Raw genomic sequence first — 26,587 nt, 5'->3', positions numbered from 1 at the left:
CACCGCCAGCGGTGATGCAGACGGCCGGCCGGGCCTTTAGGCCGGCGAATCCAGGGTCGGTGATAGCGATGTCAGCGCACGAACGCCGGCGAGCACGTCAGATGGAGAGCCGTCGGTTGACGATCGCCTCGGCAGTGTCCCGGAGCCGTGAACTGTTCTTCCTGGCATGGCTGCGAAGAAGCGCGAATGCCGCGTCGACGGAGATGCCGTGGCGTTGGGCCAGCGCTCCTTTTGCCTGCTCGATTAGCACTCGACTGTCGAGGGCCCGCTGCAGCTGGTCGTTCACGGTCGCCTGATGGTGGATTGTCTGTTGCTGAACCAGACTGATGGTGGCGACCTGTGTCAGAGCGGCGGCGAGGGCTAGATCTCGATCACCGAGCGGGCCGGGTTGTTCGTTGAAGAGGTTCATCGCACCGAACACCTGATCTCTCAGGCGCAGCGGTGATGCGTGCGCAGCTTGGAATCCGCGCGCTTCCGCAAGGCGCACGAACTGCGGCCACCGCGTGGCCTCGGTCGCCAGGTCGGGGACCTCGACCGGCAGACCAGTTGTGAAGCATTCCAGGCAGGGACCTTGGCCGTAGCCCAACTGGGCCTCTTCAACCTCACTGGTGCGCTCGTTCGACGAGGCCACGACATGCAGCACGCCCGCGGGATCAGCCAGAAGGATGCCCGCATCGGTTGCCGACGTGAACCGAGTGCTGGCCTGCACCAAAATATCCATCGTGTCCACAACGTCGTGCGTGGCGCGCAATGAATCGGCGAGAAGCACGAAAACGTCAGCAAGCTCGATGTCGCGTTCAGAAGAAATCATGGGGCAACACTAGAACCATTCGCTCGGAGAATACGTTTCGTTCACAGGATCGCGCCATCGGCGCCCGCTCAGTCGTCAGCCCTGTCCCACCCTCACCCGGTGCGCAGAGCGTAGGAGAGCAGTACATTGCCCGCGCTCGTCGTGATCGAATTCTGCAGTGTCAGTCGGGTCACGGGGTCGCTCGGTTCGAAGAGGTGACGGCCCGCACCCGCGACGACGGGGTGCATCATGACGGTGAGCGAGTCGAGCAGACCGGCAAAGAGCAGTTGTCGCACCAGGGAAATTCCGCCGACCAGTGAAATCTCCCCGCCTTCCGTGTTCTTCAGATCGGACACGAACTCTTCCAAGTCACCCTCGATCAAGGCAGCATTCTGCCAGTCCAACGGGCCGGTGAGCGTTCGCGATGCGACGAACTTCTGTATCGGATTAATGAAAGTGCCGAAGTCGTCGGTGCTGTCGGCGTTCGGCCAGTAGCCAGCCCATTCCTCGTAGCCAACCCGACCGAGCAGTACCGTGTCGACCCGGTCAATCATCGCGGTCAGTTCGGCGCCCAGCTCCTCGTCAAAGCTGTCGAATTGCCAAAGGTTCGGTGATTCCACCACGCCATCAAGAGACATGAACAGGCCGGCGGTCAGTTTTCGCATCAGAGTTTCTCCTAAAGCTCGGTATGACCGGGAATGCTAGTACCGATTTGCTCACAAGGGTTCCCCTGCCGGTACAGTTGAGATCGTATATGGTTTCAGGTTTTTCGCTGATGTCGCATCCGGCCTCTCGAAGGACCCATCCAACCAGGCCACAGTGACGTGAACCGGTGCCTTCCTCGTGAGCGGGCGACCAGATGAAAGAGGAACACAATATGAACGTTGCACACTTGCTCGCGGAGGCACTCCCCGGCCGGGTGGTTACCGACACGGAGGAACTTGCACGGTACCGCACGGATCGCTCGGGCCACATGGCCGCAGGGACACCACTCGCCGCCGTGCATGCGCGCAGCATCGACGATGTCCAGGTGGTCTGCCGGATAGCCTACGAAACGGGTACGCCCGTCGTTACCCGCGGCGCCGGGACCGGGCTGGCCGGCGGTGGCATCGCCGATAGTGGCGAAATCGTGCTCTGTATGGGTGCCATGCAGGAGATCCTGGAAATCTCGACCGCCAACAGGCTCGCGGTTGTGCAACCGGGTATCTTGAACGGCGCTCTCAATGAGGAACTGGCCGGGTATGGGTTGTGGTGGCCGCCAGACCCGGCAAGCAAGGATGTTTCCACCGTGGGTGGCAACATCGCCATGAACGCCGGCGGGTTGCTCTGTGCAAAATACGGCGTGACTCGGGAAGCGGTGCTTGCCCTCAAGGTAGTCCTGGCCGACGGGCGCTTGATCTCGGTGGGACACCGCACGGTGAAAGGTGTCACCGGATACGACGTCTGCGCGCTGATGATCGGTTCGGAGGGTACCCTCGGCATCATCGTCGAGTGCACTCTCAAACTCCAGCCGGCCGTGGCCGGAACCCGATCGACGATCGGCGCGTTCTTCCCAGCGCTCGAACAGGCCATCGACGCTGTGTCGAGGATCACCGAGGCGGGGCTCGTGCCGGCCATTATGGAACTGCTGGACCGCCGAACACTGGAATGCGTTGGCACGTATACCGCCCAAAACCTACTGGCACAGGGCAGTTCGTATCTCCTCGTTCAGTGTGACGGGCCGGCTGCTCTCCCGGACGCGGAGGCCGTCGCCGGCTTCATCGAGGCGGCCGGCGGAACGGCGTTCACCACTATGGATCCGGACGAGTCCGCCCGCCTGGTGAATATTCGACGCCAGGCGTTTCCCGCCTTGGAATCTATGGGAACGATGCTGGTCGAAGACGTGGCGGTCCCACGCGACCGTGTTGCCGATATGTTCCGCAAGGTGGTGGAGCTGGAAGACCGGTACGACATCATGATCCCCACCGCGTGCCATGCCGGCGACGGTAACCTCCACCCGTCATTCGTCTATCAGGGAGCCACCGTTCCGGACGAGATCTGGAGCGCGGCGGGCGAACTATTTGCGTACGCCCTCGAACTTGGCGGAACGCTGTCGGGGGAACACGGGATCGGCCTACTGAAGCGCCGCTGGCTCGGCGCTGAACTCGGCGACGACCTGCTCGACATCCAACGCCAGATAAAGACCCTCTTCGATCCCCGGGACATCCTCAACCCCGGAAAAGTATTCCCTGCTTCGTTGTGACAGGACACCGTGAACACCGCACCGAATAATGGCACAGTTTCTGACATCATCGCCGATGTCATTGCCGAACACAGCGAGGTCGTCTTCGGGCTCATGGGCAACGGCAACGCTTTTCTGATCAGCAGCCTGACGGCGAGAGGCCACCGTTTCATCAGCGCGCGGCACGAACAGGGAACCGTTGCCATGGCGGATGCCTACCATCGGGCATCGGGAAAAATCGCGACCGCTACGGCCACCTACGGCGCCGGATTCACCAACACCCTCACGTCTCTGGCCGAGGCGCGGCTAGCACGCATACCCCTCGTTCTGGTCGTTGGTGAGTCGCCGACAACGGGGATGCGGCCCTGGGACGTCGACCAGACCGCAATCGCCGGAGGACTCGGCGTGCTGACCCTCACCGTGCAGGCCCACACCGCAGCCGCCCTCGCTCGGCGGGCGTTCGAACACGCGGCCCGCGAACGGGTCCCCGTCGTCGTCGCCATTCCCTACGACCTTGCCGCGCTGCCCGCGCCTGCCCAGAAGAACGTGGAAAGCCTTCCAGCATCGCCTGCGACCCAGACTGACCCCGACGACGTCGCGAAAGCAGCGTCGATCCTGGCGCAATCCAGCCGGCCGCTGATTATTGCCGGTCGAGGGGCGGTGGTCAGCGAGGCCGGCCCGACACTGCGCGAGGCCGGCGATCGCCTCGGTGCGCTCTTCGCCACGTCGGTTATGGCTCGGAATATTTTTGGCTCGGACTGGGACCTCGGGATCGCCGGCGGCTTCGGCAGGATGGCCGCGGTGGAGATCATGAGGCAGGCCGATGTTGTGCTCGTCGTCGGAGCCGGCCTGAACATGTTCCAAATGCGCTACGGAACGTTGATCTCGCCCGACGCGACGGTGATTCAAGTGGATACGCTGCCCGCTGCGACCCACGACCGGGTCGACCTGTTCATCCGCTCTGACAGCAAGGTCTTCGGCGAACTGCTGCTTGACGAACTGGAGATGCGCACGACTGGATGGCGCAGCAGGGTGCCGGAAGTGGCGGATGGACGTCTAGCCGAGGAACCCCCGTCGGAGGAACTCGCACCCGACGGACGGCTGAATCCGAAGGCATTCGCCCAGGCGCTCGAAACAATCCTGCCGGTGGAACGCACCATTGTGCAGGACGGCGGGCATTTCTCCGGATGGATTCCCATGTACTGCTCGGCTCCCGATCCGCAGGCACTGATGCTGGTCGGGACGGCCTTTCAGACCATCGGGTTGGGACTCCCTGCAGCCGTCGGCGCCGCGCAAGCCGGCAACGGGCGCACAACCGTGCTTGTTACCGGTGACGGCGGGGCGCTCATGGCCCTGGCCGAGTTGGAAACGATGATTCGTGCCGTGAACAGTGGCATTATTGTCGTCTTTAACGATGCGGCCTACGGCGCGGAACTGCACCAGTATGCTGCCCGGGGACTGCACAGCCAGGCCATGCTCATCGACGAGGTGGACTTTGCCGCCGTCGGGCGGGCCTTCGGCGCCGAGGCGCTTAAAGCCCGGAGCCTGTCGGACCTCGATCAGCTGAAGGACTGGGTTGCCCGGGGTTGTCCGGGGGTGTTCGTTCTGGATCTGCCGGTATCGCAGACCGTGATAGCCGAATACATGTCGGAAAGCATGCAGGGAATTTTGGCCCCGGTTGCACCCCCCACCATCTGAATGCCGGTGCCGCTGGGGCCCGCAACGTCATTCACGCCGTGCCACCCTGAAACCCGCGTCGGGAGCGTCGCACGCGGTGTGCACGGCCGCAAAGGCGAGAACGTCTGCGGAGAATTCGCGCACCCGGTCGAGGGGTTTAGAGCCGTGGCCGGCGGCGGATTCACTGCGCAACCAGGATTGGCCGCCGTGGGCGCCGAGCGCCTCCACGAAAGCGAGCGCATGAACGGGAGGTATCCGGTCATCCGCTTCAAAAACGGCGCAGAGCACCGCCGGCAGCGGGGTGTTCACCGGCAGAGCCGCGAGCAGGTGCAACGGGGATATTTCGAGCAGCCTGGCTCGGTCAGTGCGGTCGTCCGGGTCGCCAAACTCGTCGATCCAGCGGGCGCCGAGCCCGTGGCGGTGATAGTCCACGAGGTTCAACAGGGGTGCCGTGCAGACGACGGCTGCGCACAGGTCAGGGCGCTGCAGCGCGGCGGCGGTTACGATCAACCCGCCGTGCGATGCGCCCATTAGGCACAACGACGCTCTGGTGCACCAACCACCGCGTACGAGGCTGTCTGCGCACCCGATGAGATCGCGCACGGACCTGCTTTTGTGTGGACCGCTGCCCGCGCGGTGCCACGCCGCCCCCCGTTCTCCGCCGCCGCGCACCTGGGCCGTAACGAAGATGCCACCGCTGCACAGCCACGCCGACAGGCTCGGCTCGTAGCGGGGGCCACTCGAGACGCCGAATCCGCCGTAAGCGGTCAGGATCACCGGCCGGGGTGCCCGGGGCAGTCCCTCGGCGTCAAGGTCATCCCGCCGGGCGCTCACGAGTAGGTCCACCTCGACGCCGTCGTCCATGGTGGCGACCAACCGCTGGTGCACGAAGGAATCGGCGGGTCGGCTCGCGCTGTCCTCGTTGGCCCGGTGGCCTGTGGCCGGGACGTCTGTGGGCAGTTGCCGCCGATAGAGGCGCGGTGGTGTGCTCAGATTCGACGCCACGAGCCACGCCTCGGAGTCAGTCTCCTGCGTGTGCACCGCGATCTCCTCCACGTGAACGAGCGCGCCGAGACCCAGGTCCAGGACGGTGCCGGGCACACCGCTCCGATGCACGCTGAGCACACTCGCGGATCGGTGCGTCCACAGGGCCAGGGTGTTCCCTGCTCCGGCCTCGGCGACGCCGCGCAGGTGAGCGCCGGGATACCCCGACGGTGGCTCCAGCGCGGCGGCGGGCGGCGAATTGACGCCGCGCGGCGCATCCGATTCAGGCTCCGAACCGACGGTGAGGTGCGGTTCCAGCGTGCAGACGATGGTGCGCGGTGCTGTGGCGACGGCCCAGGCCGGACAGCGAAAGCCCGTTCCGTCCGGCCGCCAGTCCACGCGCGGGTAACGCACCGCGGCATTCGGAATGACCCGTCGTACCAGGGTGGCGCAGTCCACCACATGGAGGGTGCCGACCTCGCTGCCGGCAACGGACAATTGCACGACCACGTACCCACCGGTCGGACTGACTGAGAAGGTGCTCACTACGGTAGCCCCGGTGGGATCAAGCAGCTGCGGGTCGAGGAGCGTGCGTGTCGCCTCGAAGCGAAAGGTCTCCCGGTTTAGAGTCGCGGACCGAAGGACGTGGTGGGTGTCTCCGGCCAGGCGACTCAGCGAAAAAGCGACCTGACCGTGCAGTACCGGCAGCCCGGGGACGTCATAGTTTTCTGCAGCGGCCAGTGCGCGCACGAGACCGGCCCGCGGCACCCAGCGGTCCCTGGCTTGTTCAAACCGCGTGGTCTCGGTGATCGGCTCGGTGTTCGCCCCGATATTTGCCTCGGTCATCTAGCGACCCACCGTGTCGCGACCACCCACGAATCCGCGCTGCACCCAGGCCAGATGGCCGCCCTCGCGGAGGGCTGTCGGCAGCCGCACGGTGCGCGCCGGTGCGGCGGGAGCGGAGGCATCGAGCAGGTGTAACTCGCCGTGTCCGCCCCGGGTCACAGCGTAGGCCTCGCTGTGCGGAGCGGCGGCAATCGCCCGCCGGTCGGTACCATCCCATGGTTCCCGGCCGGGCACCGGGGCATCCGTCATGGCCGGCAACGGCGACCGGCCCACCTCGGTGAGCGGTTCGGCCGGGTGTCGGCGCACGCTAACCGTTTCGTCACCGTGCGGGTGCACCCGGGCCACTACCGCGTGGCTGTGGGTGAGTGCGAGGCGAAAGACCAGTCCGGTTCCCAGCGCCAGCACGCTGATTTCATTCGTATCCACGCTGTACCGCCAGAGCGAGTTGGTCCACCGATGCCAGCTTTGCGGATTCGGGTCGCCACCGCGCACGACGGCGAACAGGGTGCGGTCGCGCGGGCAGAAGCGCAGAAAATAGGCACGGCCGGGTACCGTCCAGGGCAGGATATCGGTCAGTACCGCACCGCCGTCACGCAGGGTGTGCCGGTAGACCCCGGCGCTCGTGGCCGTGAAAATCGTGCCGGTGAGCGGGTCGTAGGCGTCGCCGTGCCCGTCGTCGGGCAGAGACGCAGACTTGCCGCGCATCACCGGACAGTGGGCTGGCGCCGTGCGAACGTCGTCCACGGCGAAAGACTCGAGTGCACCCGGTTCGCGGTGTCTGAGCACCAGAACGGGTCGTGCGCTCGGGTCGGTCCGATCGTGTCCGATCACCACACCGGGTTCCCCCGTGCGGCAGCGGATGCGCCGGCCGGCCGGCCGCTCGCCGGTCAGATCAACGACCGTCACCAGATCGCTCCAGGGATTCTCCGCGACGCCGAGTCCGGTCGTGATCGCGACGAAGCGGCCGTCGGGGCTGGCCGCAATATGCTCAGCGGGTATCGCCACCGATACCGATGCCGCGCGCCAGTGTGCCGCAAAGACGTCCAGCACCACGAGTTCCCCTGCCGCGTCGTCAACGTAGGCGAGGCGATCCCGGGGGAGTGGGAGGAACCCGGCGTGTTCGGCCAGAACGGTATGCGTGTGCTGCTGCACGAGTTGCGCTGTGGGTGGGTGGACCGCGTAGAGCGCACCGGCTTTCTGGTCGGCGACGATGAGCAGCTCAGCGTGGGGGGACGGTTCGGTCATGGCTGCTCCTGACGGGAGGCCGCAACATCGGCATTATTGATATTGATTATCATTTAAGGTTAGAGTCTAGCTGGCCGCCCCAAACGGGGCGAACCGCTACCGCACCAGAGAAAGGATTTCCCCATGGAAACCGAGAACCCCGTCGCCACGACCACGATCATCACCGACATCGTCGGAACCGAGACCCTGGCCCACCTGTCGGCAACGCACAGCAACGCGCTGGTCGAGAACCCCTTCGACTAGGCGACACCCTTCGACTGAGGTCTGACCCGTCCCATGGGCCTCGGCGCGCTCCGCAACTGGCCAAATCTGCGGAGCGCGCCACCGGTCCACCCGCAGCGGTCCACCCGCACCGCTCCACACCAACCTGTCCAAACCACCCAGCGAATCGAGAGCTGTGACCCGCGATACCCCCGTGACCTTCCTGATCGCCAGTCCCGATGTTCAGGTCGTCGCCCGCTTCGACGTCTTCGACTCGCCCCGCGGTCGTACCGTGCGCACGAGTGGCGGCACGTTTTTGCGTGTGAGCGGATGTCCGCTCCCGCTCGCCATGCTGCAAAGCCTCGCCGCCGGTGCCGACGACGCGGCTCTGACCCCGGCCGAACGGGCCGCGTGGACCACGCTGAACGTCGAGCTGGCCGCCCGGCACCGCAGCGACACTGCGCCCGCCTGGCCCGCGAACCGCCGCCGCATCCTTGTGCTGTGCACGGAGCCCGGCCTGGACCACGTCGCCGCCGACCTCGTCGAGCTCGGTGCCGACGTGCACACCCTCGAAACCTCCCTCGAGCCGTCGGCTGTCAACCGGGACACCCTCCTGGATGCCATCCACGCCCTCGCTCCCGCCCTCGTCATCTTCCTCGCCGGCGACCGGGCACCCGAGCACCTCTGGAGCGGCCTCGATACCCTACCGTCCCGGCACATCGCCTGGTTGCGGATGCACCGCGAGGGTACCCGCGTCTGGATCGACCCGATCGCCGTTGACACCACTGATCCGCACAGCTCCCACGTGCAGCACCGTCGTCTCGCGGCATCCCCGACCGCGGTCGAATTGCAGGCCTGGCTCACCGCCCCCGCCGCCACACCGCTACCGCCCCTCGGTGCTCTCGCCGGTCGCACGGTCGGCCTGCAACTGATCGCTATCGCACGGTCCTGGGCCTTCGAGACCACCGACCTTGAGCAACACCGCGGCACCGCCTGGCAGTACAACGAGCGCACCTTCGCAGCGTCCCGGCATCCGGTGCTCTCCTACCCGCAGCCGGCGCCGCTCCTGTGACCGCGCTCGCCACAACACCCTTCAACGTGCGCACCGCCGATGGCACGACGCTCGCCGGGTTTGCGGCCTGGCATCCGGAGCCGCGTGGCACCGTGATCATTCGTACCCCCTACGACTGCGCTGCGCATGTGCCCCAGGCCCGCTCGTGGCAGGCGCGCGGCTACAGCGCCGTCGTCGCCGATGTGCGCGGTCGCTACCGCTCGAACGGCCAGTGGCATCCGTATGCGTCCGAAGGAGAAGACGGATGCGACACCGTGCGCGCCGTGCTCGACTCCGGTCGTCATGCCGGTCGCCTGGTCCTCTCCGGTGCCTCCTATGATGCACACTGCGCCCTCGAAACAGCCCGCAGGCTTCCCCCGGATCTCGGCAGCTCGCTCACCGGAGTCGTGGCTGCGGTCCCGGCGCTGGGCCGCTACGAAACAGCGCGCAATCCCGGTGGAACTCCGCGGCTGCGGGACCGCCTCGGGTGGTGGTACCAGCACGGATTTGCGCGAACCAGCGGGCCGCCGCTGCCGGCGGACCGTCTTGTCGATCTCGTTACGGTGGCCGCCTCCGAGGGGCCGACGGCGGCTCATCCGCTCACCGCACCCACCAGGTGGCAGCGGCAACTCTGGGCCGAACTCTGGGCGGCCCGGCCACTTCCCCTCGCCGCGCGCTATGCCCAGGTGTCAGCGCCGCTGCTGGTGATCACCGGCAGTCGCGACTTCTTCGTGCGGGAGGCACTTCACCTGCATCGCGCCTGGTCTGGCCCCGCCGCCCTCATCAGCGGCCCGTGGGGACACGGTCTGCTCGCCGACCTCGATCCCACGGTGCGGCGTTCCCGCACCAGTCTCGGCGACGATATCGTCGCCTGGCTCGACGCCCCAGACCATTTTCCGAGTTCTCCACCGCCCGCCGCACTGATCGAGGTTTCATGACTGCCAGCACCGCCCGCCCGCTGCTTGGGCCGGAGTCCCTCGTCGACGCTGAAACCGGAATCATTCGTTCGGTACGGTCGGTGCTGCGGCCCGACGGCGCCCCATCCGCCTACACCTCGGTGACTGCCGAGGTCGCCGATGCCCGCCGCCTCGGTGATTGGCCGGCCGACCGGGTTTCCCTGGGCACCACATTCGGTGACACCGAGCAGGCCTGGATCGCCGCCGTTGCAGAGGGAATGGAACGTTACTGCGGAAACTTTCTGCCGGAGCACCTCGATCCGGCCGAGCAACGGGTGGGTTCGGCGGCCGAGCTGCGCGGGCAGGGGCTGCGCGTTATCGATCTGGCGGCGCTGCCCCAGTTTGCGCCCTGGCAGCTCGCCGCTGCCGATTTTCCGTACCAGGCTCTGACAGATACCGTGACAACCCTGTGGACGCGGTGCCACGAGCTGCTGCCGGGCCGGGATCGGGAAACACCCGCCGGCGATCAGACCGCCGCGACGTGGCTGCCCGCCTCGCTCGTCTACCTGAATTGGCGCCAGCGACGCTGCCGTTACCTTCCGCGCGTGCACCACCTGAACTATGCGGGCATCGCAACGGGACAAGGGAATGCCGACGCGCAGGACCGGGCCGTGCTCGAGTGTGTCGAACGCGACGCCCTCGAACTGTGGTGGCACCTTGACGGGCCCACCCGCGGCATCGACCCGGCCAGTGTGCCCCAGTTGACCGAGGCCATGTCCGGCTGCGATTTGCACTACTGGCTCGTCGAACTGCCCAGCGAATTCGCTCCGGTCCTGGCCGCCCTCGTGTATGACCCGCACACAGGCCTGTACGCGGCCGGCTTCTCTTGCAAGCTCGATCCGGCCGAGGCCGCTCGCAAGGCCGTACTCGAGGCCGTGCACACCTGGATCTACACCGCCGGACTGCAGGATGCTGATGGTTGGGTCTTCCAGGCCGTTGCGGCCCGGCTGATGGCGCCCGGCCTCTATTTGGAGCACCGCGCCGACCGGCGATACCTCGATGCGGTGGGGGAGAACTTCGCCCGGGTGCGCGACCTCGGTGCGCACGTCCAGGTGTGGCTCGATCCGCGGGTGCATCCGCTCGCCGAGCGCTTCACCCAGCCGAGCCTCGGCACCGTCTCGATTACGCAAATCCCGTCGGTGAGTCAGGGGTGGGTCTACGAACGGCTGGCTGCGGGAGGGCACCGGGTCTTTACCCGCGACCTCACCACGTCGGACGTAGCACGAACCTCGTTGCGGGTGGCTCGGGTGGTCGTGACGGGGCTGGTTCCCAATGCCCCGGCCGCCTTCGCCTACCTCGGCTCCGAGCGGTTCCGCACCGCGGCCCGCGAACGCGGTTGGCGCAGCACCGACCCGGTCGACCCCGACGATTTCACCCTCACCCCACCGCCCCATATGTGAAATGGATGACCATGAAGCTGCACACCGCCCCGCCGGCCTGGTCACGCACCCCGCCGGGCCTCGCCGTGCACCCGGGACCCCCGGTCAACGCCTGGTCGGCCGCGCCGGAAACATCCGGTAATTCGCTGGTCAACCCACACTCGGTCAACCCACACCCGATTGCCGCGCACTCGGTCACCCCGCACTCGATTGCCGCGCTGCTCGCGGAGGCTTGGTGGAGCGAAGGATTCCATGGGACAGGCACCGTTCGGGCGCGCCCCATCCCCTCAGCTGGCGGTTGCTATCCCGTGCAGACCCACGTGCTCACCGCTGCCGATGGTGCCTCGGGTCGATTCGTCTATGACCACCAGGCCAACCAGCTGATCCGGGTGGGCGACACCAACCTCGCCGCGGGCACTCTCCTCGTGCTGACCGTGCTGCCGCAACGCACGGCCGGCAAATACCACCACCGGGCCTGGACCGCGTGGATCGCCGATTCCGCTTACGCTCTCACGGCTCTCGCTGCCGTTGCGGCCCGGTCAGGGCTGCACACCACGCGGCTTCGTGGCACTCCCGCCGCGCTCGCCGCGATGGCCGGGTTGCCCACCGTCGCCGACTGGCCGCAGCGCTGGCCGGGCAGCGCGCCCGAGCTGGCCGTCACCGCCCTCTACCTCGGGGAAACGGATGCCACGGTGCCGGCCACGACGATGACGGCCACAATCAGGTCGAGCGTGCGCGCCCCCCAGGCGATTGCCGCCGGTCCGCCCCCGACGGTCCCGGCGCTTTCGGCGGTCGTCCGAGCGTTCACCGAATGCGCCCGGGTCGAATGCGTTCGCGACGCAACCGTCGTGCCGGTGCTCGCGCCCGCGATCTCGCGGGACGCCCTCCGGCGGCGGCGCAGCATGCCCTTCGCCGCCATGACCGCGCCGCGCACTACCGTGCCGTTCTCCTGGTCGCGTGAGCTCCGGCACCTCATCACCGCCGAAACCCTGGCCAACCGACCCCCCGGTTGTCGGGTTCAGCTGCTCATTCCGGCGGATCCGGCCGACGCCGACGCCCTCACCGAGGCCGTCGATCGGTCCAGCGCACAGACCTGGCTGCGCCACTGCGACCTGCTCGTGCTCTTCACCGCACCCCGATCGCCCGATTCGCCGCCCGCGTCGCTCGTGCACCAGCTGTGGTGGGCGTCCCTCGCCTCGGCGGGACTGCTCTACCGAGCGATCGACGCCCCCCTGCGAACCAGAAGCCGCCCCGTAGCCGGGTGGACCGATGCCCGCGGCGATGCCCGCGGAGATGCCGGCTCGAGGCTGCTCGACGACCGGATTCTGCACGGGCTCGCGCTCTGGCGGCCGGCAGCGCAGCATCCGCTCCCAGCGCCACCGACCGATACGAAAACCCGCCGATGATGATGCTCGACCGCACCCTGTGGCAACTCACCCGCGCCGAGCCCGCCCGATTGGCCGGCTCCACCGTGCTGCTGGTGAGCGCCACCGCCAGCTACACCGTGCAGGCCTGGTTCACCGCGCAGGCTCTGGCCGCCCTCGTTGATGGGCGCGCGGCCGACACCGTCGGATTCCTGGCCGGCATCGTCGCGACCGCTCTGGTGCGTCTGGTCCTCGGTCAGGGGCATGCCCGCAGCGCGAGCGCCCTCGGCATGGCCGTTCGCCGTCGGCTTCGGGCCGAGCTGGTCGGGGCCGCAATCAACCGACGCGGCCTGCACGACACCGCCGACCGCACCGGGATCGCTAGGCTCACGCTCACCGACGGCGTTGACGGGGTCGAGGTGTACGTCAGCAAATACGTGGGCCACCTGCTCCAGGTGCTCATTCTCTGTCCGGTGCTCCTCGTGGCGGTGGCCAGCCTGAACGCCCCGCTGGCCGCAGTCCTCGCCGGTTGCCTCTCCTTCGCCGTGCTGGCTCCGCGGCTATGGGACCGACTGCTGAAACGTCGTGGTGTCGCCCGTTGGAACGGGTACGAGCACCTCGCCGCCGATTTTCTGGAGTCGCTGCAGGGCATGAAGACGCTGCGGTTGCTCGGTGCGGTTGATCGCACCCGCACCCGGCTGAACGGCCGATCCGACGAACTGCATCGCGCCACGGTCGCCACCATGCGTGCCTCCCTCGTCGACACGGCCCTCGTTGATCTCGCCATCCAGACCGGACTGGTCTGCGCGGCCGCCGCCGCCGTTCTGGCCGCCACCGGCGTTATCCCCGCGCCCAGCGCTGAGGTGTATTTGCTGCTCCTGCTGTCCTCCGAGGTGTTCCGGCCGCTTCGGGAGCTGTCCCGGCAGTGGCACGCGGGTTATCTCGGCCTGTCCGCTGTCGCCGGTATCAACGCGCTGCGGGCCGGTGCCGAACCCGCCCCGCGCCCCGCTGCCAGCACCGGCCAGCCGGTAAATTCCGTTCGGTTCGAGTCGGTCTGGTTTGGCTACCTGCCTTCGGCCCCCGTGCTGCGCGCTGTGAGCTTCGTGTTGAGCCCGGGCCAAATCACGGCTCTCACCGGGGCATCCGGTGCTGGCAAGAGCACGGTGTTGGATCTGATCCTCGGTTTTCTCACCGCCGATTCCGGCTCAGTTTCGGTCGGTGGCTACACACCGGGCACCGGACTGGTGAGCGTGGTCTCCCAGCAGAGCTACCTGTTCTCGGGAACCGTTCGTGACAACATCCTGTCTGGAAACCCCGGGGCAACGGATGCCGCGGTGCAGGCCGCCGCCCGCGCCGCCGGTATTCACACGGAGATCCTCGCACTGGCCGACGGGTATGACACCCTTCTCGCCGAGGCGGGCCAGTCGCTCTCCGGCGGCCAACGCCAGCGTGTGTCCGTGGCGCGAGCACTGCTCGCTGACCGTCCGGTGCTGCTGCTCGACGAACCCACCAGTGCTCTCAACGATTCCCTCGCCCATGATCTCATGCACACCCTGCGTGCGGTGGCCCAAACGAAGGTCGTGCTCATGATCGCTCACCGCACCGAAACACTCGCCTTCGCGGACCGGATCTTGCATTTGCAGCACGGGAGCCTCACCGAGCAGAGCGTCGCAGCTCGGGCAGTAGCGGGCGCATGAGCACGCGCAGGAACACCGGTGACCGCCCGGTCCTCGGTCTGTTCCCCGCGCTGCGCGGGGAAATCGGAGGTCTGGCGTGGACATTCACGGTGTGCGTTGTGAGCGGCCTCACCCTCGCGGGACTGGTCGTGGGCACGGCGGCGATCGTCGGCACGGCCGTCGTGGAGCATCGTTCCCCCGCCGCGTGGATCTGGCCTGTACTCGGCGGTGCCGTACTGCTTCGCGCCGTACTCACCTGGCACGAGATGGACGTGTCGCACAGCCTCGCCTACCGCGTTCTGGCGGCCCTGCGAATGAGCCTCTTTGCCGGCTACTCCCGAAGCACACCCTCCCGCCGCGGCGGCGACGGCAGCGGAGACCGGGCCGCCACGGCGATGGGCGATATCGAAAAGCTCGAATTCTTCTACGCACACACGCTCGCCCAACTCGCCGCCACCGGTGTCGTGGTGCTCGCCGGCCTCACGATACTCACGGTGGTGAGCCCCAGGATGGCTCTCGTGGTGCTGGTCGCTGCCGCACTGTTGCTGGCATCCACGGGCATTCTGGCCGGCCGCAGTCGTACCCTGGGTGAGCAGATCCAACGCACGAACTCCGCGGTGAGCGCCCGGGTCGTGGAGAGCCTCACCGGACGACGCGAGATTCTCGGCTTCGGGCTCGAGGGCCGCGTCCTGGCCGACCTCGACAAACTCACCCTGGCCTCCGCGCGCGATCAGGCACGACTGGCCCAGGTAGCGGTTCTCGCCAAGGGCGTGCGCGACGTGATCGGCGTGGCCGGAGCCGTCGGCCTGTTCCTCGTGGCGATGGATTCTCCCGGGATGAGCTTCGCCCTCGTTCCACCGCTCGTGGCCGGAGCTTTTGCCGTGCTCGGACCCGTTGCCGACGCTGCCTCGACGCTGAGCCAGTTGCACGCTCATCGGGCCAGCGCACGACGGGTGCTCGCCGGCATCGCCGGCAGCGCCGAGATAGCGGATGCGCCCGTGCCGCAGCCCCTCCCGGTCGGCGCGCTCGGCATCGAGGTGGCGGGGGTATCCTTCGCGTACGACTGGCGGGTGCCGGTACTGACCGACCTCAGCCTCGTGATCGCCCCCGGCGAACGCGTGGCTATCCGTGGGGTGTCGGGTGCCGGAAAAACAACCCTGGCCCATCTGCTCTCCCGGCTGTGGGCTCCTGATCGGGGGAGCATCACCCTCGTCGGCGTCGACGCGCATCGAACGGATTTGAGCGAGATCAGCGACGCCGACTTCCGCACTGTAGTGAGTGTCGTCGACCAGGACGCGTTGCTCTTTCACGGCACGATATTCGATAATCTGCGCATCGGTGCACCCGATGCCACCGACGCCGACCTGCGCCGGGCGCTGGCGCAGGTCGGCGCTGCCGATTTCGTTGCGGCGTGGCCCGACGGTGCAAACACGATTATTGGGGAACGCGGCACAGCGCTGTCCGGCGGCCAACGGTCTCGGCTGTGCCTGGCCAGGGCCCTCGCCGCCCAGCCTCGGATCCTGATCCTTGACGAAACCACGGCCAACCTTGACCCGGCCGCGGAGCGGGCGGTCACGAGCGTCGTGCAGGGCCTGCCCCAGGACGTGACCGTGATCACCATCGCGCACCGGGCGTCAACCCTGGCTGCCTCCGGACGCATCATCGACATCCGTCGGCCGGCCTAGGAGTACCCGGCCATCAGCCGGGTGACGCGGGCTGGTGCGGTGCAGCCGGCTAGAAAGCCGAGGGATAGAGCTCTGCGGCGACCTGCTGCACGACGCGGATATTGCCCAGAGTGCCGGGGAAGACATCGGAGGCGCTCACGGCAATGAGGCGGTCCTCAACTACGGCGGTCATTGCCGGGAAGGTGGCACGCAGGTAGTCCCGGGTGTTTTCGGCTTCGTCGTCGGTGCGCACGGCGAACACAACCGCATCCGGGTTCTCCTTGGCGAGGGACTCCGGGGTAATGCTCGCGGCGAAGAAATCTTTGAAGGCGGGGTCCTCGGAGGAGTACACGTTGTCGCCGCCCGCGAGCCGAATCATGTCCGCCTCGACGCCGGCTCCGATTGCGGACAGGCTGTTGCCGTCGACGAAAAGCTGGGCCACCCGCAGCCGGTCCTGGCCGCTGAGCGCGTTCTCGACGGCGCCCAAATCAGTTCGGCCCTGCGCCGCGAGGGCGGCGGCCTCCTCCGGCACGTCGAAGATGATGCCCAGGTTCGTGATGTCGGTGAAAATATCGGAAACGGTTCCCGAATTGCGCCGATCGAAGCATCCGCCGGTCGCCGTATAGGCGGCGACGTCGGCCCGTTCCAGCTGTTCAATGCTGGCGAAGCCCTGTTCCGCAGTGAATTCGTAGCCGGTGGGCGAGTAGACAAAGTCCGGGCCGGATGTGAGCAGCACTTCCCGGGTGGGCGGTGCATCGTCGCTGAGCACCGGGATCGCAGCGGCCTGGTCGAGCAGGTCTGCCGGCAGCGTGGCAGTGCCGACCTGGGCTTGTCCGACGAGGCGATCGACGAGGCCGAGGCGCAGCAGGAGCTCGGTCTGGGACGGGCTGAGCCCCACAACGGCACTGGGCGTTGCCGAAAAATTGATGGTCCGGCCGCAGTTGGTGACGCTCACGGCATGGGCGTCACTGTCGGCGGTGCCCGGGGCGGCCCCGACGCTGGTACCGCAGGCGCTGAGCAGCATGACCGCGCCGAGGCCGGCAGTGGCCTGACCGAGGCGGCGGGGGGAGAGGGGACGATGCATCATAGGATGGCTGCTTTCTGTAGTGGTGTGGGTGATTGGATGGGGCTGTAGGCGATCAGGAGGTGGCCGGTTTCCGGGTGTCGCAGACGGTGTGCGCGCACACCGAACACGTCACCGATAAGTTCAGGGGTGAGCACATCGTCTGGTCGTCCGAACGCGGCGATGGTTCCCCGGTGCAACACCGCGACCTCGTCGCAGTGCGCGATCGCGAGGTTGAGGTCGTGCAGGGCCGCGATCACCGTGAGGCCCAACGTCGACACGATGTGCATGAGTTCGAGCTGGAAGGCCAGGTCGAGGTGATTGGTCGGCTCATCCAAAATCAGCACCTGGCTCTCCTGCACGAGTGCCCGCGCCAGCAGTACTCGCTGCTTTTCACCGCCGGACAGGCCGGAGAATGCCCGATCGGCCTGCTCGAGCGAGCCCACTCGCGCGAGGGCATCGGTGGCCAGGCGCAGGTCGCGCGTCGTATCCGCACCAAAGCCCGCACGGTGCGGCACCCGACCGAGCAACACGACGTCGAGCACATCGAGGTCGAATTCCGATTCTGATTCCTGCGCCATCACCGCCACATGACGGGCCAGCGTGCGTGGGGGCAGCGTCCAGGCATCATCGCCGTCCAGGCGAACCACACCACTCTGCGGTCGAATGACGCGATAGAGGCTGCGCAACAGGGTTGATTTGCCGCTGCCATTGGCTCCGAGCACGCCGACGGTATGACCGGACTCGATCTCGAGGCTGGCGTTGTGAATAACCGGAACTCCGCCCAGGGCCACGTTCACCCGCTCGAACGACACCCTCATCGGTTCAGCCCCGCCCGGCCGGCACGTTTGCGCCGCATCAGCCAGAGGAAGAACGGTGCGCCGACCATGGCGGTGAGGATACCCAGTGGAATTTCGGTGGGGGCGGCAACGGTGCGAGCAAGCAGATCGGCCAGGGCGAGAAACACGCCACCCGCCAAAACGGCGGCGGGGATCATTCGACGATGGTCGCTTCCGACCACAATGCGGCACACGTGGGGGATAACGAGGCCGACGAAACCGATCCCGCCCGCCACGGCAACGATTGTGCCCGTGAGCAGGGCGGTGGCCAGAAGCAGCCCGCCTCGCAGGCGTTGCACATCGACTCCGAGGGAGGTCGCCGCCTCATCGCCCATGAGTAGTGCGTTGAGTGACCGGCCCTGGGTGAGCGCGATCACGAGTACGGTGACCAGCACGATCGCGGGGGCCGCCAGCTGGCCCATGGTGACGGCGGATACGCTCCCGAGCAGAAAAAAGAGCACGCTGAAAACGTTCTGGGCATCCGTTGTAATGGTGAGGTAGCTGGTGATCGCGCTGAACAATGCCCCGAGGGCGACGCCGGCCAGAATTAATCGGGTGGGTGAAATGACCCCGCGCTGGCGCGCAAACAGGTAGACGGCGGAGGTGGCGACGAGGGCACCGACGAACGCCGCGGCCTGCACGGTGAGGCCGCCGATTGCGGCCGTGCCGAGCGCGATGACGAGTACTGCACCGACGCCGGCGCCGGCCGAGACTCCCAGGATGTAGGGCTCGGCGAGGGGATTGCGCACAACGGCCTGCATGAGGGTTCCGGCCAGCGCGAGTCCACCGCCGGCGAGCACAGCCATGAGCGTGCGTGGCAAGCGAAACTGCCAGACCGCCTGGTCTTGCAGCGTGCTCAGCGAGCCGTCGACCATCCACGGCATGTTGGGCAGCAGATGTCCCACGATAATGCGAAGCGATTCCCAGGGCGAGACATCGACCGGGCCCACACTCGTTGACACGAGCACGGTGAGAACGACGCCCGCCGCCAGCGCACAGCGCAGGGCGCGAGACCAGGCCGTTCCGCGGCGCCGAAGCGGCACCGCGGGGTTACTAGCGGGTGCCGGTGTCGTTGTCCCGGCCGCGGGACGCGCTGTCGTCGAGGCGGCGGTGACGGTCATTGGGGATCATCCGATAGGCGCAACATGCCTTAATCATAATGATTCTCAATAGGCGATGCGAACGGAGCTCCATCGACCGTGACCGCGACCGATCAGCGCAAGCGGTCGAGGTAGCGCAGAATAACGCCCTCACGGAGCGCCCAGGGGGACACCTCGAGCTCGGCGGCCCCAAACGCAGCCATGGCCGCGCCGAGTACGATGCCGCCGGCCACAATCTGAAACGTGCGGTCGGCTGTGATTCCGGGCAAAGCCGGTCGGGCTTCGGCCGGGATGCGGGCGAGGCGCGGTACCCAGTCGTCGAGCTCGCTGCGGCCGAGGCGCAACCGGTCGGCGGCACCCACGCCATCCGAGGTCGAGCCGGCCAGTCGGGCGAGTGATCGGATCGCTTTCGAGGACCCGACAATGTGGTGTGGGGCCGGCAGGTGCGCGAAGGCGCCGATCGCATCGCGCAAAACGGATGCCGCGTGCTTGCGCAGCGCGGACACCTCCTCGGGCAGCGGTGGATCGTGGTGCAGAAAACCGATCGTGCTGCGCCCGGCGCCGAGTGGGAGCGAGAGGGCCACCTCGGGAAACTCGCTGCCGCCGGCGGCGATCTCCAACGATCCGCCACCAATGTCGAACAGGAGGATATTGCCGGCAGACCAGCCATACCAGCGCCGCACCGCAAGAAAAGTGAGACGGGCCTCGTCTTCACCCGACAGGACCTGCAGGGCAACACCGGTTTCGCGTTCGACGCGGTCGAGCAACTCCGGTCCGTTGGTGGCCTCGCGCAGGGCCGAGGTGGCAAACGGGAGCAGCTCATCGATATTGTGCTGCTCCGCCACATCCGCTGCGTGTTGAACCGACGTTAGAACAGCGGCAACGCCCTCATCACTGATCGCGCCCTCGGGCGTGATGTAGCGCATGAGACGTAACACGGTCTTGTCGGCGGCCATCGGCACCGGCGGGGCGCCTTCGTGCGCGTCGACAACTAATAGGTGGACGGTATTCGAACCGACGTCGAGAACTCCTAGGCGCACGTCTAAAAGATACAGCCTGCAGCGTCTTAGCGTTGCGTCGGCGCCACAAATCTCTGCCACGCCCAGGCGCTGGCGCACAGTGCGGCAAAGGTTGCGGCGGTGATCCACAGCGCCGGAGCGGTGCCGTCGCGCTGCAATTGGGTGATCATCGGGGCCAGCGCTGCGAACAGAATTCCATAGGCGACGATGGTCAACCCCGTCCAGATGAGGGGCGACCAGGCCAGAACGCGCTGCCCGCTGGTGTGGCCGAGGGGTACGAGAATCAGCACCGCCGAGCCGATCGCGGCGAGCACGATGGTGTTGACCGTCTCCGCGGCGAGCGAGGTGAGGAAGTCGCTGGCACCGGGCAGAAGCGACCCAAGCGACCAGGCGAGAATAGCGACGGCCGCGAGAGCGCCGACGCGCACCGCAGCGAGCTCGCCACGCTGCGCCGGTGTGGCGTGCGGGGCCGAGACCCGCGCATCAGCCAGGCCGTCGGCATCCGTGTGGGCAGACAGGGTGACGCTGCCGAGCAGCCCGAAGAGCAGCGCCGGATGAATGTCAAACAATCGGGATGCAATGGCGGCAGCCGCGATGAGCAGCAGATAACGCGGAAGAATGGTGACCGATCCGCGCAGCCGCAACACGCGTGAACTCCACCACAGCGGAACCAGAATAGCCACGGCGTTGACCACTATCAACCCGATGATCACGGCGATCAGCAGGCGCAGGTACGCCGGCTGATCCTCGACCGGACCGGAGAGCATGACAAAGGTTGCCGCCGCCAGGAGAGCTGCTCCGCCGCGCAACCACGGATTGACGTGCAGGGAGGGTGCGACCTCGAATTCTTCGCGTACCCGGTTGCGGCCCACCAGAGAAGGCATTCGCCAGGGCGACCGGCCACTGCGCGTTCGGGAAATTGTGCCCGCGAGCATCCGCAGCGGCACCACGATCAACAGCAGGGCGCCCACGGCCAGAAGCGCGGCCTGGAGCAGGGGAAAGGGGGTGTCGGCATCGCTCGAGCCGAGCGCTGAGGCAAATCCGGTGGGGGTGTTCCACTCGCCGGCAACGGCGGGTGCCACGGTCGACTCCGGTTTCGTGGTGTTCGGGGCCTGGGTTGTGGCGCCGGGAGTCGGTGATGGCTGCGACGGCCCTCCGGGTACGGCCGCCGAGCCCTCGGGCGTCGACGAGGCCGATTCGGTTGGCGACGCCGTGACCGTGGGCGTGCCCGAGGGGGGCGCAGCCGGCGTCGGTGTTGCGGTGGCGGCAGCGATGTAGCGCACCGATATGGGAGAGCTGCCCGGGCTGACGTTGCCGGCGGTGTCTTTCTGCACGGCGACGACCGAGTACGACCCGGCAGCTACCCCACCGGCCGAGCAACTCCAGGTTCCGCCGGTCACCGAGGTGGAACAGACCGAGAAGGCGCCGGCGAACACCGTCACCGTGGCGCCGGTTTCTCCGGTGCCGGAGTAGTCCGTGCCGGCGACGGGAACCTGCGCACCAGGGCTCGGAGTCGTGACGACCGGGGCATTCGGCAACGTGACGTCGAACAGGATAGTGACGGGCCCGCTCGCATTCGACGACGACGGGCTGCTGAACCCCGATATCTGGCTTGCCGTCACGTCGTGGCTGCCGCCGGAGATGCCCGTGAACAGGCACGCCCATGCGCCTGAGTCGTCGGCTGTGCCGGAACAGGTTTCACCTGTTGGCATCGACGCCGTGACGGTCGCCTGGGGGTGCCCGGTTCCTCGCACCCAGCCGTTGGAATCGGTGCCGGTGAGACCGCCGAGCACCGTCGGTGCGCCCAGTACGGCGACCGCAATCTCGTCGTTCAGGCTCGCATCACCGGTGACGACGACGCGGAGCTTGATCGTCGGACCGTTCTGCAGATAGACGTTGGTGCAGCTCCACACCGTCGACGAACCAGCGACGATGCACAGCGGGTCTCCGCCGCGCGGCGACAACAGCTGAATCTCCGTGTCGGCAGCCTTGGTCCCCGACACGGTTGTGCGATTATTGCTGATGAATTGCCCAGCGCTGGGGCTCTCGATCTTCGGACTCGTCACGTTCGGCTTCACGGTTGGTGGTGCCGGCGGTGCGGGCGTCGTTTCCTGGGCTGTCGACGGTGCTGAACTGGGCGAAGCTTCTTCGGCCTGGGCTGTGGACAGTGCGGGGGCCGAGAGTGCGATAGCGCAACCCAAAAGCACGGCCAGCCCTGCTGACACTGCCGCCGATACCCTTGACGACACTCCGGCCGTTACTCCGGCCGTTACTCCGGCCGTCGCCCCGGCCGTCGTTCCCGCCGCCGCACGTAAACGCTGTGGGCGGGGTACCAAACGCGACCATTTGCCTAAGCCTGCGACACGATCCATTTCCGTCACAACTCACCCCCTGCCCCAATTTGAGGGTCTGTAGGCGGTAAAGTCAACCTCCCACGCGCCGTAAAAGTAACAAACCGCAGGAATGCTTGGCGGACCACTCTGGGCTTTCATTCACCGGCGAGAAACGTGACAACCTGACTACGAAGCGGATGCCCCGCGTCGCCCGCCGAAAAGAGCCTCAGCCCCATGAATCCCACGCCTCGCTCCACTACTCCCGCTTCGACCGGCTTCGCCTCGGGCCGGCGCGCGGTCGCCGCCCGCGACTGGGAACACCGCGCCGGCGAGCTCGGCGATCGCCTGCCGACGGGGTTCGAAGTAGCCGTGGCCACCTCGGCATTTCAGATCGAGGGTGCCGCTCGCGACGGTGGCCGTGGTGACAGCGTCTGGGATACCTTCAGCCAGGTCTCGGGGCGTATCCGCGATGGTTCGAACGCATCGGTGTCGGCCGACCACGTGAAGAACTACGCCGCGGATACCGCTCTGCTGCGTGACCTCGGTGTTGATTCCTACCGGTTCTCGCTCGGCTGGACCAGACTGCAACCGGAGGGGCGCGGTGCACTCAATCGCAACGGTGTTGCGTTCTACGATCGCCTGCTCGACGCCTTGCTGGCCCACGGCATCCGCTCGACCGCCACACTGTCCCACTGGGATACCCCGGCGGCCCTGCGGGGTGGCTGGCTCAACCGGGATACGGCCGGCCGCTTCGCCGACTACGCCCACGCTGTGGGAGAAGCGTTCGGTGACCGCGTCGATGCCTGGGTCACCCTCACCGACCCGGCCACGGTCACCACCCGGGGCTACGCCCTCGGCACCCACGCGCCCGGACGCACCCTGCTGTTCGACGCATTGCCGACAGCACACCATCAGCTGCTCGCGCATGGGCTGGCCGTGCAGGCGCTCCGCGCCGCCGACGTGCGTGGTCGGATCGGCATCGTCAATTCCCACACCCCCGTGCAGTCCGTGACCGACCGCGACCAGGATCGCTCCTATGCGGCCCTGTACGACCTGCTGCAGAACCGACTGTTCGCCGACCCGGTGCTGCTCGGGCAGTACCCTGACCCGCTCGAGCCATTTGCGCTTGAGCTGCGTACCCTGCTCGAAGCCGATCCCGCCGACCTCCGCACGATCCACCAGCCGCTCGATTTCTACGGTGTGAGCTACACCGAGCCCGCCCGGATCGCCGCCGGAGCAACCACCCGCACCACACCCGATGGGCAGCCGATTCCGGTCACGTCGTGGCCGTTCCACCTCGAGCCGTTCCGGGAGCACCCCACCACGTCGGCGGGCGTGGTCAACGCCCCCGAGTATCTGGCCGTGGCGCTTGGTGAATTGGCCGACCGGTACCCCGCACTCCCACCGGTCTACCTGTCACTGGCCGGCGGCGCCTTCGCCGACCAAGCGGATGCCCGCCACGAGGTGCACGATCCCGCTCGTATTGACTACCTCGCCGAGCACCTCGTCACTGCCCTGGACGCGACCGCCACGGGGGCCCCGGCCGCGGCGGCCGACCTGCGCGGCGTCGCGTTCTGGTCACTGCTGGATGGTTTTGAGTGGGATGCCGGCTACACCCAGCCCACCGGCCTCGTACACGTCGACTTCAGCAATGACCGTCGAACCCGCACGCCCAAGTCCAGCTTCCGCTGGCTGCAACACGCCCTGGCCAACCGGTAGCGGCGAACCGCGCTGATTGGCGTACGTGGTGCTCTCGCTACGTCGTGCCCTGGAGCGTGACCGCGGTGCCGCAATGACGCCGATCCGGCCGTCGGATGGGCCGTGGCACGCCCGCAAATACGAAGCGCCCACACAGGCACTTGCAGTATTTTCTCTGCATGACTGAGCAACAGCCCTACCGCGTTGTACACGCCTATGACGATTTTGAACTGCGCCGGTACCCCGCGCATCTGCTCGCCCAGGTCACGACCGACGGCCCCTTCGAGGACGCCGGCAACCGGGCATTCCGCTACCTGTTCGCCTATATCAGCGGGGCGAACCAGTCCCGGCAGAAAGTTGCTATGACCGCACCCGTGGTGCAAACGGATGCCGGAGAGAAGATCGCGATGACCGCGCCGGTGGTGCAGCAGCAGCTGGAGGATCCTTCCGGCCAGGCCGGGGCTGCTGGCGCCGGGGCTGTCGGCAATGTCGGGAATGAACAATTTCGGGTTGCCTTTGTGCTGCCGGAGAATTTGACGGCCGAGACCGCGCCGCAACCCACTGACCCGAATGTGCAGCTGCAAGCGGTGCCCGAAAGCCTGACTGGTGCCATCCGGTTTAGCGGACGCTGGAGTCAAGCTCGCTTCGACGAGCATCTCGTGCAGTTGCGCCAAGCCCTCGCTGCCGCCGGACTCACGGTCGTGGGAGCGCCGAAATTTGCCCGATTCGATCCGCCATTCAAACCGTGGTTCCTACGCCGCAACGAGGTTCTGCTCGATGTCGCCCCGGCAACCAACGGCGCCTGACAAACCGCTCCGGCGCCTAGAGGTTGCTTGGAGTGTCATGGGAAGCGGGTGGGAGCCTCCGGGGCCGCCTTAGACTGGGCAGGTACGCACGGGGGGTCGTTTTGGCCAGTACATGTCTCCGTGTCAATGTACATATCGTGTCAATGTACACATCGTGCCAATTTGCAAGGAGACGCTGCCATGGAATGGCTCATCCCGGTTTTGATCGTTGTCGCCCTCGTCGCCATCGTGGGTATCTACTTGTGGTCGACCTACAACTCCCTCGTGACGCTCAACGTGCGCGTCGACGAAGCGTGGAGCGACATTACGGTGATGCTCAAGCGTCGTGCCGACCTGCTGCCCAACCTGATCGAAACGGTCAAGGGCTACGCAGCACACGAGAAGAGTGTGTTTGAGAACGTGACCCGTGCGCGAGCCGAGACGCTCTCCGCTCAGGGCCCGGCCGATGCGTCCGCTGCGGAAAACCACATGCAGACCGCGCTGAAGAGTATCTTCGCCGTCGCTGAGGCCTACCCGCAGCTGCAGGCCAGCCAGAACTACCTGCAGTTACAAGCCGAACTCGTGGACACCGAAGACAAAATTCAGGCTGCGCGTCGCTTCTACAACGGTGGCGTACGCGAAATGAACACCAAGATCAAGGTGTTCCCGAACCACATGTTTGCCAAGAACCTCGGCTTCACCGAACGCGACTTCTTTGAGGTCGCCGACTCCGCAGCGATTGCGGAGCCGCCTCGCGTTCAGTTCTAACGGAGCACCTCGATGTACAGCGCGATAGCGAAGAACAAACGCAATACCGTCTTCATCATGATTCTCTTCTTCGTGATCATCGCGGGGCTGGGCTGGTTGGCGAACGCCGTTTACGGTGCGCCGAACAGCTACGGCATCTTCATCGCGGTGGTCGTCATCACCGGCCTGTACGTGGTTATTCAGTACTACGCTGCGGGCCGTCAGGCCATCACGATGAGCGGTGGAATCCGCGTCAACAGCAAGGCCGACCACCCGCGTCTGTGGCGCATCGTGGAGAACCTGTCGATCACGACGGGCACACCGATGCCCGAGGTATATATCATCAATGATCCGGCGCCGAACGCATTCGCCACCGGCCGGGATCCCAAACACGCCATCGTCGCCGCGACCACCGGTCTGCTCGACATCATGGACGACTCCGAGCTCGAGGGCGTCATGGCCCACGAAATCGGTCACGTGCGCAACTACGACATTCGCGTCTCGATGGTCGTATTCGGTCTGGTCGTGGCGATCGGGTTCATCTCCGACATGTTTCTGCGCATGGCGTTCTTCGGCCGCAACAACAACAGCAACGGCAACCCCGTCGTCATGGTGTTCGGCCTCGTGGCCATGATCGTCGCCCCGCTCATCGCCACGGTCGTGCAGCTCGCCATCTCCCGACAGCGTGAGTACCTCGCGGATGCCACGAGTGCGCTCACGACGCGCCACCCCGATGCGCTCGCCTCGGCACTGGCCAAACTCGGTGAATACGGCCGCCCCATGCAGAAGCAGAACAGCTCGATGGCCCACCTGTGGATCTCGGACCCGCTCAAAAAGGGTGCCATGAGCAAGCTGTTCGCGACACACCCGCCGATCGCCGACCGCATCGAACGCCTCACGGCGATGGGCCGCAAGTTCTAATCACGGCGTAACGTCCCGTGGAACGCGC

The 26,587-nt window shown here is 66.7% G+C and carries 22 protein-coding genes; 13 read left to right on the top strand and 9 right to left on the bottom strand.

The features are described from left to right. Nucleotides 1–97: 97 nt before the first annotated feature. Nucleotides 98–811 (bottom strand): GAF and ANTAR domain-containing protein, encoded by a 714-nt coding sequence (locus QMK22_RS13110; RefSeq protein WP_283498090.1) that lies wholly within the window; start codon nucleotides 809–811, stop codon nucleotides 98–100. Between the two features lie 92 nt (nucleotides 812–903). Beyond that, nucleotides 904–1,455: a dihydrofolate reductase family protein gene (locus QMK22_RS13105; protein ID WP_283498089.1), complete on the bottom strand. Its 552-nt coding sequence runs from the start codon at nucleotides 1,453–1,455 to the stop codon at nucleotides 904–906. Between the two features lie 212 nt (nucleotides 1,456–1,667). Here QMK22_RS13105 and QMK22_RS13100 point away from each other — a divergent pair, with 212 nt between their 5' ends. Together QMK22_RS13100 and QMK22_RS13095 are read left to right on the top strand one after the other, a co-directional pair. Continuing rightward, nucleotides 1,668–3,032: an FAD-binding oxidoreductase gene (locus tag QMK22_RS13100; protein WP_283498088.1), complete on the top strand. Its 1,365-nt coding sequence runs from the start codon at nucleotides 1,668–1,670 to the stop codon at nucleotides 3,030–3,032. Nucleotides 3,033–3,041: 9 nt separating this feature from the next. After that, complete coding sequence (locus QMK22_RS13095; RefSeq protein WP_283498087.1) at nucleotides 3,042–4,709, top strand: thiamine pyrophosphate-binding protein; 1,668 nt, start codon at nucleotides 3,042–3,044, stop codon at nucleotides 4,707–4,709. A 27-nt stretch (nucleotides 4,710–4,736) separates the two neighbouring features. Here the strand turns inward: QMK22_RS13095 and QMK22_RS13090 are convergent, their stop codons facing one another. Further along, the gene (locus QMK22_RS13090) at nucleotides 4,737–6,518 is read right to left on the bottom strand and encodes a prolyl oligopeptidase family serine peptidase (RefSeq protein ID WP_283498086.1); all 1,782 of its coding nucleotides are present in this window, start codon (nucleotides 6,516–6,518) and stop codon (nucleotides 4,737–4,739) included. Next, nucleotides 6,519–7,763, bottom strand: coding sequence for a hypothetical protein (locus QMK22_RS13085; protein WP_283498085.1), 1,245 nt, complete (start codon nucleotides 7,761–7,763; stop codon nucleotides 6,519–6,521). Nucleotides 7,764–7,886: 123 nt separating this feature from the next. Here QMK22_RS13085 and amiA point away from each other — a divergent pair, with 123 nt between their 5' ends. The 7 genes from amiA (at nucleotide 7,887) to QMK22_RS13050 (ending at nucleotide 16,075) form a co-directional block, all read left to right on the top strand. Next, nucleotides 7,887–8,006, top strand: a complete 120-nt coding sequence (amiA, locus tag QMK22_RS13080; RefSeq protein WP_283498084.1) for a streptamidine family RiPP — start codon at nucleotides 7,887–7,889, stop codon at nucleotides 8,004–8,006. 154 nt (nucleotides 8,007–8,160) lie between these two features. Then, complete coding sequence (locus QMK22_RS13075; RefSeq protein WP_283498083.1) at nucleotides 8,161–9,036, top strand: hypothetical protein; 876 nt, start codon at nucleotides 8,161–8,163, stop codon at nucleotides 9,034–9,036. Further along, nucleotides 9,033–9,953, top strand: a complete 921-nt coding sequence (locus tag QMK22_RS13070; protein WP_283498082.1) for a CocE/NonD family hydrolase — start codon at nucleotides 9,033–9,035, stop codon at nucleotides 9,951–9,953. Before QMK22_RS13075 ends, QMK22_RS13070 begins: the two co-directional genes overlap by 4 nt. After that, the gene (locus QMK22_RS13065) at nucleotides 9,950–11,371 is read left to right on the top strand and encodes a YcaO-like family protein (protein ID WP_283498081.1); all 1,422 of its coding nucleotides are present in this window, start codon (nucleotides 9,950–9,952) and stop codon (nucleotides 11,369–11,371) included. The genes QMK22_RS13070 and QMK22_RS13065 overlap by 4 nt, the downstream gene beginning before the upstream one ends. An 11-nt stretch (nucleotides 11,372–11,382) precedes the next feature. Further along, complete coding sequence (locus tag QMK22_RS13060) at nucleotides 11,383–12,756, top strand: nitroreductase family protein (RefSeq protein ID WP_283498080.1); 1,374 nt, start codon at nucleotides 11,383–11,385, stop codon at nucleotides 12,754–12,756. Continuing rightward, entirely contained in the window at nucleotides 12,753–14,411 is a 1,659-nt protein-coding gene (locus tag QMK22_RS13055; RefSeq protein WP_283498079.1) for an ABC transporter ATP-binding protein/permease, read from the top strand. The genes QMK22_RS13060 and QMK22_RS13055 overlap by 4 nt, the downstream gene beginning before the upstream one ends. Beyond that, on the top strand, nucleotides 14,408–16,075 hold the full coding sequence (locus tag QMK22_RS13050; RefSeq protein ID WP_283498078.1) for an ABC transporter ATP-binding protein: 1,668 nt from the start codon (nucleotides 14,408–14,410) through the stop codon (nucleotides 16,073–16,075). Before QMK22_RS13055 ends, QMK22_RS13050 begins: the two co-directional genes overlap by 4 nt. Before the next feature lie 49 nt (nucleotides 16,076–16,124). On the opposite strand, the gene QMK22_RS13045 is transcribed toward QMK22_RS13050, so the two are convergent. The 5 genes from QMK22_RS13045 to QMK22_RS13025 all read right to left on the bottom strand — a co-directional run bounded on the left by QMK22_RS13045 (nucleotide 16,125) and on the right by QMK22_RS13025 (nucleotide 22,141). Further along, the gene (locus QMK22_RS13045; protein ID WP_283498077.1) at nucleotides 16,125–17,141 is read right to left on the bottom strand and encodes an ABC transporter substrate-binding protein; all 1,017 of its coding nucleotides are present in this window, start codon (nucleotides 17,139–17,141) and stop codon (nucleotides 16,125–16,127) included. Beyond that, entirely contained in the window at nucleotides 17,138–17,938 is an 801-nt protein-coding gene (locus tag QMK22_RS13040; RefSeq protein ID WP_283498076.1) for an ABC transporter ATP-binding protein, read from the bottom strand. The genes QMK22_RS13045 and QMK22_RS13040 overlap by 4 nt, the downstream gene beginning before the upstream one ends. Then, complete coding sequence (locus tag QMK22_RS13035; protein WP_283498075.1) at nucleotides 17,935–19,077, bottom strand: FecCD family ABC transporter permease; 1,143 nt, start codon at nucleotides 19,075–19,077, stop codon at nucleotides 17,935–17,937. The genes QMK22_RS13040 and QMK22_RS13035 overlap by 4 nt, the downstream gene beginning before the upstream one ends. Nucleotides 19,078–19,169: 92 nt before the next feature. After that, a complete protein-coding gene (locus QMK22_RS13030) occupies nucleotides 19,170–20,096 on the bottom strand; it encodes a Ppx/GppA phosphatase family protein (protein ID WP_283498074.1) in 927 nt (308 codons plus the stop codon). A gap of 26 nt (nucleotides 20,097–20,122) precedes the next feature. Further along, on the bottom strand, nucleotides 20,123–22,141 hold the full coding sequence (locus QMK22_RS13025) for a hypothetical protein (protein WP_283498073.1): 2,019 nt from the start codon (nucleotides 22,139–22,141) through the stop codon (nucleotides 20,123–20,125). 501 nt (nucleotides 22,142–22,642) lie between these two features. Between QMK22_RS13025 and QMK22_RS13020 the strand changes: the two genes are divergently transcribed. From QMK22_RS13020 to QMK22_RS13005, 4 genes are all read left to right on the top strand, one after another. Beyond that, complete coding sequence (locus QMK22_RS13020; RefSeq protein ID WP_283498072.1) at nucleotides 22,643–24,127, top strand: glycoside hydrolase family 1 protein; 1,485 nt, start codon at nucleotides 22,643–22,645, stop codon at nucleotides 24,125–24,127. 158 nt (nucleotides 24,128–24,285) lie between these two features. After that, nucleotides 24,286–24,912: an SOUL family heme-binding protein gene (locus QMK22_RS13015; RefSeq protein ID WP_283498071.1), complete on the top strand. Its 627-nt coding sequence runs from the start codon at nucleotides 24,286–24,288 to the stop codon at nucleotides 24,910–24,912. 180 nt (nucleotides 24,913–25,092) lie between these two features. Next, complete coding sequence (locus tag QMK22_RS13010) at nucleotides 25,093–25,659, top strand: LemA family protein (protein WP_283498070.1); 567 nt, start codon at nucleotides 25,093–25,095, stop codon at nucleotides 25,657–25,659. A gap of 12 nt (nucleotides 25,660–25,671) precedes the next feature. After that, nucleotides 25,672–26,559 (top strand): M48 family metalloprotease, encoded by an 888-nt coding sequence (locus QMK22_RS13005; RefSeq protein WP_283498069.1) that lies wholly within the window; start codon nucleotides 25,672–25,674, stop codon nucleotides 26,557–26,559. The last annotated feature ends 28 nt before the right edge of the window (nucleotides 26,560–26,587 follow it).

Origin of the sequence: Cryobacterium sp. PH29-G1 (genome assembly GCF_030063365.1) — a bacterium.
In the GTDB taxonomy this organism is placed as follows: Bacteria; Actinomycetota; Actinomycetes; order Actinomycetales; family Microbacteriaceae; genus Cryobacterium.
Note: the sequence above shows the minus strand (reverse complement) of the source record. Positions and strands in the feature narration are given on the sequence as shown.

Coding starts and splice junctions, on each gene's coding strand:
- QMK22_RS13110 (WP_283498090.1), bottom strand. CDS start 811: ATGATTTCTTCTGAACGCGACATCGAGCTTGCTGACGTTTTCGTGCTT.
- QMK22_RS13105 (WP_283498089.1), bottom strand. CDS start 1,455: ATGCGAAAACTGACCGCCGGCCTGTTCATGTCTCTTGATGGCGTGGTG.
- QMK22_RS13100 (WP_283498088.1), top strand. CDS start 1,668: ATGAACGTTGCACACTTGCTCGCGGAGGCACTCCCCGGCCGGGTGGTT.
- QMK22_RS13090 (WP_283498086.1), bottom strand. CDS start 6,518: ATGACCGAGGCAAATATCGGGGCGAACACCGAGCCGATCACCGAGACC.
- QMK22_RS13085 (WP_283498085.1), bottom strand. CDS start 7,763: ATGACCGAACCGTCCCCCCACGCTGAGCTGCTCATCGTCGCCGACCAG.
- amiA (WP_283498084.1), top strand. CDS start 7,887: ATGGAAACCGAGAACCCCGTCGCCACGACCACGATCATCACCGACATC.
- QMK22_RS13065 (WP_283498081.1), top strand. CDS start 9,950: ATGACTGCCAGCACCGCCCGCCCGCTGCTTGGGCCGGAGTCCCTCGTC.
- QMK22_RS13060 (WP_283498080.1), top strand. CDS start 11,383: ATGAAGCTGCACACCGCCCCGCCGGCCTGGTCACGCACCCCGCCGGGC.
- QMK22_RS13055 (WP_283498079.1), top strand. CDS start 12,753: ATGATGATGCTCGACCGCACCCTGTGGCAACTCACCCGCGCCGAGCCC.
- QMK22_RS13050 (WP_283498078.1), top strand. CDS start 14,408: ATGAGCACGCGCAGGAACACCGGTGACCGCCCGGTCCTCGGTCTGTTC.
- QMK22_RS13045 (WP_283498077.1), bottom strand. CDS start 17,141: ATGATGCATCGTCCCCTCTCCCCCCGCCGCCTCGGTCAGGCCACTGCC.
- QMK22_RS13040 (WP_283498076.1), bottom strand. CDS start 17,938: ATGAGGGTGTCGTTCGAGCGGGTGAACGTGGCCCTGGGCGGAGTTCCG.
- QMK22_RS13035 (WP_283498075.1), bottom strand. CDS start 19,077: ATGACCGTCACCGCCGCCTCGACGACAGCGCGTCCCGCGGCCGGGACA.
- QMK22_RS13020 (WP_283498072.1), top strand. CDS start 22,643: ATGAATCCCACGCCTCGCTCCACTACTCCCGCTTCGACCGGCTTCGCC.
- QMK22_RS13015 (WP_283498071.1), top strand. CDS start 24,286: ATGACTGAGCAACAGCCCTACCGCGTTGTACACGCCTATGACGATTTT.
- QMK22_RS13010 (WP_283498070.1), top strand. CDS start 25,093: ATGGAATGGCTCATCCCGGTTTTGATCGTTGTCGCCCTCGTCGCCATC.
- QMK22_RS13005 (WP_283498069.1), top strand. CDS start 25,672: ATGTACAGCGCGATAGCGAAGAACAAACGCAATACCGTCTTCATCATG.